This window comes from Amycolatopsis sp. NPDC051106 (assembly GCF_040682775.1).
Classification (GTDB): domain Bacteria; phylum Actinomycetota; class Actinomycetes; order Mycobacteriales; family Pseudonocardiaceae; genus Amycolatopsis.
Map to the genome: position 1 here is coordinate 1 of NZ_JBFBBQ010000168.1, position 8,476 is coordinate 8,476.

Here is an 8,476-nt window from a genome sequence, read left to right on the forward strand (position 1 = left end):
CCGGCTCTCTTAGCCGGTAAGGAGGCCTTCACGGCTTTTGGGCCCGGTGGGCGGCGACCCGCTCCCGCGTAGCGCAGCGGGGCGAGCAGTAGCGGCGCGGACTGCCGCCGCCGGTGTGGGCGAACGGCTTCCCGCACGACGCCGAAGCGCACAGCCCTCCCGGCACGTCCTGGCGCTCGGCCAGCAGCGCGGCCAGCCCCAGCGCCGACGACGTCACCAGCCACGCTCCCCACGGGCCGTCGTCCGCCGCGTCCGCGTGCAGGTGCCAGCCGTAGCCCTCTTCGTGGTCCGTCAGGCGCGGGGGACTCGCGTAAGCGGCGAAGAGCCGGTTGAGCACCGCCGCCGCCGAAGCCGCGTCGGGTGCCGCGAACACCGCGCGCAGCTCCACCGCCGCCGCGCGCAGCTCCGCCACGTCTTCTGAAGACAGCCGGACGTCCGGTTCTCCGTGGGACCGCAAGACGCGGGTGATCGCGGACGGCTCCGCGTCGAAGAGCAGGACACCCAGCAGGTCGACCGCGCGCTGCACGGAATCCCGGTGCGGAAAGGCCATGCCCCACTGTAACGTCTTGCCCATGATAAGGCGTTACCTGGTCGGGGCGACGCTGGCGAGGACCGGCGACGAGCTGTCCGGCCCCGCCCTCCTGCTGCTCGGCCTCCGAGAAGGCCCGCACGCCGGTTCCGCGCTGCTCGCCGGCCTGACCGTGGCCGCCGCGGTGGGCGGGCCCGCCTTCGGAGCCCTCCTCGACCGCAGTCCGGCGCCGGGACGGCTGCTCGCCACGGCCCTGCTGGGCTACGCGGGCGGGATCGCCCTCGTCAGCACCGCCTTCGGGCACCTGCCGCTCGAAGCCGTGGTCGGGGTGGCGATGGTGACCGGCCTGCTCAACCCGGCCATCGCCGGCGGCTGGACCGCTCAACTGCCCGCCGTCGCCGGGCCGCAACTCCAGAAAGCCAGCCGCCTCGACGCGCTGACGTTCACCGCCGCCGCCCTGGCCGGTCCCGGGGTCGCGGGACTCCTCGGCGGTCCGGCCGGGCTCGCCACCGCCGTCGTCCTGGTCGCCGCCGCCGTCCCGGTGGCGTGGGCCCTCCCCCGCAAACGCCGCACGACCAGGACCCGCCTCAAGGACGGCTTCACGGTTCTCGTGCGCAACGCCCCGCTGAGGCGGGCGACGTGCGCGTCGACGCTCTCCTGCGCGGGCATCGGGATGGTCACCGTCTGTTATCCCCTGCTGGGCGCGGCGCACCTGCGCGGCCCGGCCGACGGCGCCCTGCTGCTGACGGTGCTGGCGACCGCGTCCCTGCTGGCCAACGCGGTCTTCGCGCGGCACCCGCTGCCGTGGTCCCCCGACCGGACGGTCTGGCTGAGCACGCTGGTCCTGGCCCTGAGCTGCACCGTGGCCGCGCTCGCGCCCGGCGTCCCGGGGCTGGTCGCGGCGGCCGCGATCGCCGGGGTCGGCGAAGGACCGCAGCTCACGGCGTTGTTCGCGATCCGCCACCGCGAAGCGCCGGAGCACGTCCGGGCGCAGGTGTTCACAACGGCGGCGAGCGTGAAGATCACCGGTCTCGCGGCCGGGGCGGCCGCCGCCGGGCCCCTCGCGACCTGGTCGCTCCCGGCGTGCCTGATCGCCGCCGCGGCTGTCCAGCTCAGTGCCGCGGCGGTCTATCTGCGCAGGTCAGAAGGCCATCGCCTGGGCGCGCCGCTTCACCTCGGTGCCGTGGCTCGTGCGCAGGGCGTTGATCGGGGTGCTGCCCGGCAGGCTCTCGTCGGTCTCGAAGAGCCACCGCAGCATCTCGGTCCGGGAGAACCCGGAGTCCGCGAGCACCGTGATCGTCCCGGCGAGGCCCTTCACGATCCCGTCCTTGACGAAGAAGGCGCCGGGAACGCACAGGTCACCGCCGCGCCTGAAGGCGATCAGCTGCCCGTCACGCAGCATCTGGCGGACCTTGTTGGCGGAGGTCCCGAGGACGTTCGCGACCTCTCCCAACGGGAGGACCGCGATGGCGGTGTCGAGGACGTCGTCGGCGACAGGAATCCCACTCACACGTGACACTCTGCCACATTCCGCACTCACGCCCGTTAGTGCGCACGGGTGACCCGCCAGGTCTCCTCCACCAACCGTGTGCGGTTCCGTACGATCCATACTCGTGACTCGCACCCAACCCGGCCTGGTCGGCACGCTCCTCGAGCAGCGCTACCGGGTGGACCGGCTGCTCGCCCACGGGGGGATGTCTTCCGTCTACCGGGGGACCGACACCCGGCTGGACCGTCCGGTCGCGATCAAGATCATGGACCCGCGGTTCGCCGACGACCGGTCGTTCGTGGACCGGTTCGTCCGGGAGGCGCAGTCGGCGGCGCAGTTGCACCACCCGCACGTGGTGGCGGTGCACGACCAGGGCTTCGACCTGCCCCAGGGCGCCGAGTCCGGGCTCGCGTTCCTGGTCATGGAACTGGTCGACGGCGGGACGCTGCGCGACCTCCTGGAGGACAAGGGCCCGCTGGACGTCGCGCTGGCGCTGAGCGTCGCGGAGCCGGTGCTCTCGGCGCTGGCCTCCGCGCACCGGGCGGGCCTGGTGCACCGGGACGTCAAGCCGGAGAACGTGCTGATCGGCCGGTCCGGGCCGCACACCGGCGGCGTCGTGAAGGTCGCCGACTTCGGCCTGGTGCGGGCCGTGGCGAGCGCGGGCACGACGAGCTCGAGCGTCATCCTGGGCACGGTCGCCTACCTGTCGCCGGAGCAGGTCGCGACCGGCTCGGCGTCCGCACGGGGTGACGTCTACTCGGCCGGCATCCTGCTCTACGAAATGCTCACCGGGCAGGTGCCCTACACCGGCGACACCGCGATTTCGGTGGCGTACCGGCACGTGAACGACGACGTCCCGCGGCCGAGCGAGCTGCGCCCCGACCTGCCGCCCGCGCTGGACGAGCTGATCACCCGCGCGACCCGGCGGGACCCGGCGCTGCGCCCCGCCGACGCCGGGGACTTCCTCACCGAGCTGACGGCGGTGCGCGCGCAGCTGGGCCTGCTGCCGGTGACCGTGCCGGTCCCCGTGTCCCACGGCCAGGGCGACCTCGCCGACACCGAGCGCACGCTGCCGCGGATCCCGCAGGTGCTGCCGGACACCGAGAAGACGATGCCGGTGCACCGCCCGAACGCGACGCGGGCGCTGAGCCACCCGGGCACCCCGCCCCCGGGCATCACCCAGCAGATCCCGCCCGTGCGGCCGCCGGTGCCGCGGCGCCGGAGCGAGCCCGAGCCGGACAAGCCGGCGGACAACCGGAAGCGGATCGCCATCATCGCCGGCGCGGTGCTGCTGTTCGGCGGGCTGCTGACGGCGTTCATCTTCATGGTCACCGACACCGGCGGCGACAAGACCGCGTCCGTGCCGAAGCTGGTCGGGCTGAACCAGGCCGCGGCGGGTGACGCGCTGCGGGCGGTGAAGCTGACCCCGCAGTTCAGCCAGGAGTACGACAACTCGGTGCCGTCGAACACCGTGCTGCGGGCCGAGCCCGCGGAGGGCACGCCGCTGGCGCCGAACTCGACGGTGTCGGTCGTGCTGTCGAAGGGCCGCCCGGCGGTGCCGGACATCCGGCCGGGCACCGCGCTGCCCGACGCCGAGCAGGCGATCAAGACCGCGCAGCTGACGCCGGTCCGCGGCGCCGACGACTACGACGCCGAGGTCCCGCAGGGCGCGGTCATCCGCACCACGCCGGGCGCGGGCAGCCAGCTGAACATCGGCGGCCAGGTCACGATCATCGTGTCGAAGGGCCCGATCCCGCTGCCGCCGGTCCCGGACGTCAGCGGCCGGAACAAGGACGAGGCGTTCCAGCTGCTGCAGCAGGCCGGCTTCGAGCCGTTCCAGGCGGGCGAGGAGTTCAAGCAGGAGATCCCGGGCGGGGCCGTCACCCGCACCGACCCCCCGGCCAACTCGCAGGCCAAGGAGAAGCGGATCGGCGTCTTCGTCAACAACGCGGTCCAGGTGCCGGACGTCCGGTTCCGCTCGTTCGACGACGCCCAGAAGATCCTCGAGCAGGCCGGGCTGAAGGCCGACCGCGACGGCGGCCGGGGCCGCGGCGGCCCCGGTGGTGGGGGCGGCGGGTTCGACTTCGTCTTCCAGCAGGACCCGCAGCCGGGCACGTTCGTGCAGAAGGGCAGCAAGGTCAAGCTGAAGGGCTTCGGGGGATGATCGGCAGCCGAGGCCGCGTGACCGGCACGATCGGCCCCGGCCTCATCGGCGAGGTGCTCCTCAACGTCCGGGGCGGCACGGAGGCGTTCTACGCCTACCCGGCCGACCCGGACGCGACCTTCTCCTCCGGCACCCAGGTGCTCGTGGTCGACTTCGAACCCCCGCGCACGGTTTATGTCGAGCGGTGGCAACCGCTGGGCCGCTGACGGCGTCGAAGAGGCACCAACACACCTGACAACAGAAAACGAGGGGGTCGGTGCCATGAGTCTCGTCGAAATCCTGCTGTACGCGGCGGGTGGGCTCATCGTCGTGCTGATCGTGATCTTCGGGGTCCTGCGGCTGCTGTACAAGGTGGCCGAACCGAACGAAGCGCTGATCATCTCCGGGCTGGGCGTCCGAGTCGACCGCGCGGACACCGCGGACAGCCTGGGCTTCAAGATCATCACCGGCCGCGGGGTGAACGTCATCCCCGGCTTCCAGACCGCCCGGCGGCTGTCGCTGGACACCCGCGGTGTCAACCTGCAGGTCTCCTGCGTGACCAAGCAGGGGCTGCCGGTCACCGTGCGGGCCGTCGTCATCTACAAGGTCGGGGACGACTTCGCGTCGATCGCCAACGCCGCCCGCCGGTTCCTGGACCAGCAGAAGGGCATGAACGACACGATCCACGAGCTGTTCTCCGGGCACCTGCGCTCGATCGTGGGCGGGCTGACCATCGAGGAGATGATCCACAACCGGGACGCGCTCACCGGCGAGGTGCGCCAGTCCTCGGCCACGGAGATGATCAAGCTGGGGCTGATCGTCGACTCGCTGCAGATCCAGGAGATCGACGACGAGTCGGGCTACATCAACAACCTCGGCAAGCCGCACGCCGCCGCGATCGCCGCGTCGGCTCGTATCGCCGAGGCGCAGCGCGACCAGGAAGCCGCCGAGGTCGAGCAGATGTCCGCGGCGAAGAAGGCGGCCGCGGTCCGCGAAAGCCAGATCCAGCAGGCCGGCTACCAGGCCGAGGTCGACCAGGCGCGGGCGAAGATGTCCCAGTCGGGTCCGCTGGCCGAGGCGACCGCGCGCCAGGAGGTCGTCGTCCAGGAGACCCGGGCGGCCGAGCTGGAAGCGGCGCTGGCCGAGCAGCGGCTGCAGTCGCAGGTGCGCAAGCCGGCCGACGCGAAGGCGTACGACACGCGGACCGCGGCGGACGCCGCCCGTGACGCTTCGATCGCCAAGGCCCAGGCCGAGGCGAAGGAGACCGAGCTGCGCGCGGCGGCGGACGCGACCCGCGTGAAGACGGCCGCCGAGGCCGAGGCGCAGGCCACGAAGGCGCGTGCCGAGGCGATGGCGGGCGCGACCCGGGCGACCGGTGAAGCCGAGGCGGCCGCGGCCAAGGCCCGGGGTCTCGCGGAGGCGGAAGCCGCGAAGGCGAAGGGTCTCGCCGAAGCGGAGTCGGCCCGGGCGAAGGGCCTGGCCGAGGCGGACGCCATCAAGGCACGCGCCGCGGCGCTGGCCGAGAACCAGGAAGCCGTCGTCGCGCAGCAGCTGGCCGAGCGCTGGCCGGAGATCGTCGAGGCGGGCGCGAGCGCGTTCGGCAACGTCGACCACATGGTCGTGCTCAACGGCGCCGAGGGCATGTCCGACATGTTCGCGAAGGCGCTGTCGCTGGGCGGGACCGGTCTCGGCCTGGCCCGGCAGCTGATGGACGCGATGGCCAAGCCGGCCGAGAAGGAACTCGAGAAGAAGGCCGTCTCCAACGGCGAACTGAAGCTGACCGACTAGGAACAGCGACCGGTGGGTCACGCTGCGTACGGCCCTTGTGTCCCGGATCACGGGAGGCAGGGGCCGTACGCCCGTTCGGGGGCGGCAATTCCCGGGCGGTTGTCCTACCGTGGGCGCATGGTGCCGGACAGCGGGTCGCGGGCCGCCCGATGAGCTTCTTCACCGGCGGTCCCCGCGAGCGTCCCCTGTTCCCCGTTCCGGAGCAGGAGCTCTACGCGTTCAACGGCCGGCACTGGACCGATCCCCCGCGCGAGCACATCGTCCCGGCGGTGCTGCCGCTGGCGCAGCCGCTGGGCCGGTCCGAACGCACGATCGTCGCGCTGCGGGCCGTCGAGGTCTGGCCGCAGTCGCTCACGCTGCGCATCACGGTGTACTCCCGGGACAGCCTGGTCGACGACCCCGCCGAGGGCCTGATCGACCACCGGCGCAAGCCCGACTACAACGGGCTGCTCATCGGCGTGCTCTACGCCGACGGCAGCCGGGCGAGCTCCGAGACGATCTCGGTGCCGTCGGCGTCCGAACCGGAAGAACCGGTGCTGCGGGCGCAGCCCGTCGGCGGCACGCGCTTCGCCGTCGAGCACGAAGTGTTCCTGTGGCCGCTCCCGCCGGCCGGCCCGCTGAAGCTGGTCGTGCAGTGGACCGACCGCGAGATCGCCGAGACGCGCACGACGCTCGACGGCGGCGCGATCCGGGCCGCGGCGAAGGACGCCGCGGAGATCTGGCCGGGGCTGGGCAAGCGGCAGGTGAACGGCCTGCCGGTGCGCCGCGTCGGCAAGCAGGTGGCGCTCACCCCCGAATGGGGGACCCCGGTGGTGCGGGCGGAAGAACCCGGGTCCACCCCCGCGGAGTAGCGCGTTCCCTGCTCTGTGACCCCGCGCACCGGCGCCCGGGGTATCTCGAATGGATGAACGGGGTGGGTAGTTAGCGTCGTGGAAACACTTCGACCACCCGGCCGTCATGTCGGGCTGGTGCAGTGCTGTACCGGGGCACCGCCCCGGGCCGGGGGCTCCGCCACCCGGACCCCCCGAAAGACGCTGGTTCTCCCCTTCCGACGCACGTGGCCGTGCACACCCGCGAACCCGGAAAGGTCGCCCATGGCAGGCTCTCCGCTCAGCGCGCTCGACGTCGCTTTCCTGTGCCTGGAAAGCGAAACCTCCCCGATGCACATGGGGGCGGTGGTCACTTTCGCCGGCCGCCGTCCGGTCGACCCCGCCGCGGTGACCGCCCTGCTGGCCGAACGTGCCGCCCGGATGCCGAAACTGCGCCAGCGGGCCCGCGCCGAGCTGTTCCCGCCGGGGTCGGCCAGCTGGGCCGAAGACCCGGGATTCGTTGCGGCGGACCACATCCACCACGCGGCCCTGAGTTCGCTGTACGAACCGGACCCCCTGACCGCGTACGCGTCGCGGTGGATCGCCGAGCCGCTCGACACGTCCCGGCCTCTGTGGGACCTCACCCTGGTCACCGGCCTGCCGGACGGGAAGTTCGCGCTGCTGCTGAAGCTGCACCACGCGCTCACCGACGGTGCCGGCGCGTACGCGGTCGCGGCCGGCCTGCTCGACGGCGTCGACCTGCCGGAGCGGATCCCGGCGCCGCGGCCGATCCCGGCCCCGCGGTCCACTTTGGACACGGTGAAGGACGCGCTGGGCACGGTCTGGGGCCAGGCGAACGAGACGGCCGGGATCGCGTCCTCCCTGGTGCGTGCCGCGCGGCCACCGCTGTCGCCGGTGTCGGCGCCGACGTCGGCCGAACGACGGCTCGGGTTCGTCCGGCTCCCGCTCGCGGACCTGCGCCAGGTGCGCAAGGCCCACGGCGGCACGACCAACGACGTCGTGCTGGCGGTGCTTTCCGGCGCACTGCGCGAATGGCTGGTCAACCGCGGCCACCGCGCCGACGGCCGCACGCTGCGCGCGCTGATCCCGGTGAGCGTGCGCGGGCGGGCGGGCGGCCAGGTCGGCGGCAACAAGCTGTCGGGGTACCTGTGCGACCTGCCGGTCGGCGAGGACGACCCGGTCGAGCGGCTGCGGGTGGTCCGCCGGGCGATGACCCGCAACAAGGCGGCGGGCCCGAGCCGCGGCGCGGGGGCGCTCCCGCTGCTGGCCGACCGTGTCCCGCCGCTGCTGCACCGGCTGGGCACGCGCACGGCGGGGCTGGCCGCGCCGATGCTGTTCGACCTGGTGATCACGACGGTCCCGGTGCCCCCGGCCCGCCTGTCCCTCGGCGGCGCCCACCTGGCGGAGCTCTACCCGTTCGTCCCGCTGGCCCCGCGGCACGCGGTCGGCATCGCGGTGGCGACGTACCGCGATGCGGTCCACATCGGACTGCAGGTCAACGGCGAAGCGGTCCCGGACGTCGGCTCCCTGCACGACGCGGTGCTGAAGTCCGCGGACCGCCTGCTCGACGCGTCCTGACCCCAGCGCCCCAATGTGGCCTTGGTTGCGTCCAACGCACCCAAGGCGGCCTTCGGTGCGTCTGACGCACCCAAGGCCACCAAGGGGCGCGCGGGGGGGGGGTGAAAGGAGGGAGAACC

General features: G+C 73.0%; 9 protein-coding genes. 5 read left to right on the plus strand and 4 right to left on the minus strand.

The window, feature by feature from the left end:
• Nucleotides 1–28: 28 nt before the first annotated feature.
• The 4 genes from AB0M83_RS47655 to AB0M83_RS47670 form a co-directional block, all read right to left on the minus strand.
• Nucleotides 29–550 carry a CGNR zinc finger domain-containing protein gene (locus tag AB0M83_RS47655; protein WP_364529191.1) on the minus strand — a complete coding sequence of 174 codons (522 nt, stop codon included), beginning with the start codon at nt 548–550 and terminating at the stop codon, nt 29–31.
• Between the two features lie 360 nt (nt 551–910).
• The gene (locus AB0M83_RS47660) at nt 911–1,210 is read right to left on the minus strand and encodes a hypothetical protein (protein WP_364529170.1); all 300 of its coding nucleotides are present in this window, start codon (nt 1,208–1,210) and stop codon (nt 911–913) included.
• A 6-nt stretch (nt 1,211–1,216) separates the two neighbouring features.
• On the minus strand, nt 1,217–1,555 hold the full coding sequence (locus AB0M83_RS47665) for a hypothetical protein (RefSeq protein ID WP_364529173.1): 339 nt from the start codon (nt 1,553–1,555) through the stop codon (nt 1,217–1,219).
• 115 nt (nt 1,556–1,670) lie between these two features.
• The gene (locus tag AB0M83_RS47670; RefSeq protein WP_364529176.1) at nt 1,671–2,039 is read right to left on the minus strand and encodes an Rv2175c family DNA-binding protein; all 369 of its coding nucleotides are present in this window, start codon (nt 2,037–2,039) and stop codon (nt 1,671–1,673) included.
• Between the two features lie 103 nt (nt 2,040–2,142).
• Between AB0M83_RS47670 and pknB the strand changes: the two genes are divergently transcribed.
• The 5 genes from pknB (at nt 2,143) to AB0M83_RS47695 (ending at nt 8,357) form a co-directional block, all read left to right on the plus strand.
• Complete coding sequence (pknB, locus tag AB0M83_RS47675; RefSeq protein WP_364529179.1) at nt 2,143–4,182, plus strand: Stk1 family PASTA domain-containing Ser/Thr kinase; 2,040 nt, start codon at nt 2,143–2,145, stop codon at nt 4,180–4,182.
• Complete coding sequence (locus tag AB0M83_RS47680) at nt 4,179–4,388, plus strand: hypothetical protein (RefSeq protein WP_284741042.1); 210 nt, start codon at nt 4,179–4,181, stop codon at nt 4,386–4,388. The genes pknB and AB0M83_RS47680 overlap by 4 nt, the downstream gene beginning before the upstream one ends.
• Nucleotides 4,389–4,443: 55 nt before the next feature.
• Entirely contained in the window at nt 4,444–5,949 is a 1,506-nt protein-coding gene (locus AB0M83_RS47685) for an SPFH domain-containing protein (RefSeq protein WP_364529182.1), read from the plus strand.
• A 149-nt stretch (nt 5,950–6,098) separates the two neighbouring features.
• Nucleotides 6,099–6,800 carry a hypothetical protein gene (locus AB0M83_RS47690; RefSeq protein WP_364529185.1) on the plus strand — a complete coding sequence of 234 codons (702 nt, stop codon included), beginning with the start codon at nt 6,099–6,101 and terminating at the stop codon, nt 6,798–6,800.
• Nucleotides 6,801–7,043: 243 nt separating this feature from the next.
• A complete protein-coding gene (locus AB0M83_RS47695; protein ID WP_364529188.1) occupies nt 7,044–8,357 on the plus strand; it encodes a wax ester/triacylglycerol synthase family O-acyltransferase in 1,314 nt (437 codons plus the stop codon).
• Nucleotides 8,358–8,476: the final 119 nt, after the last annotated feature.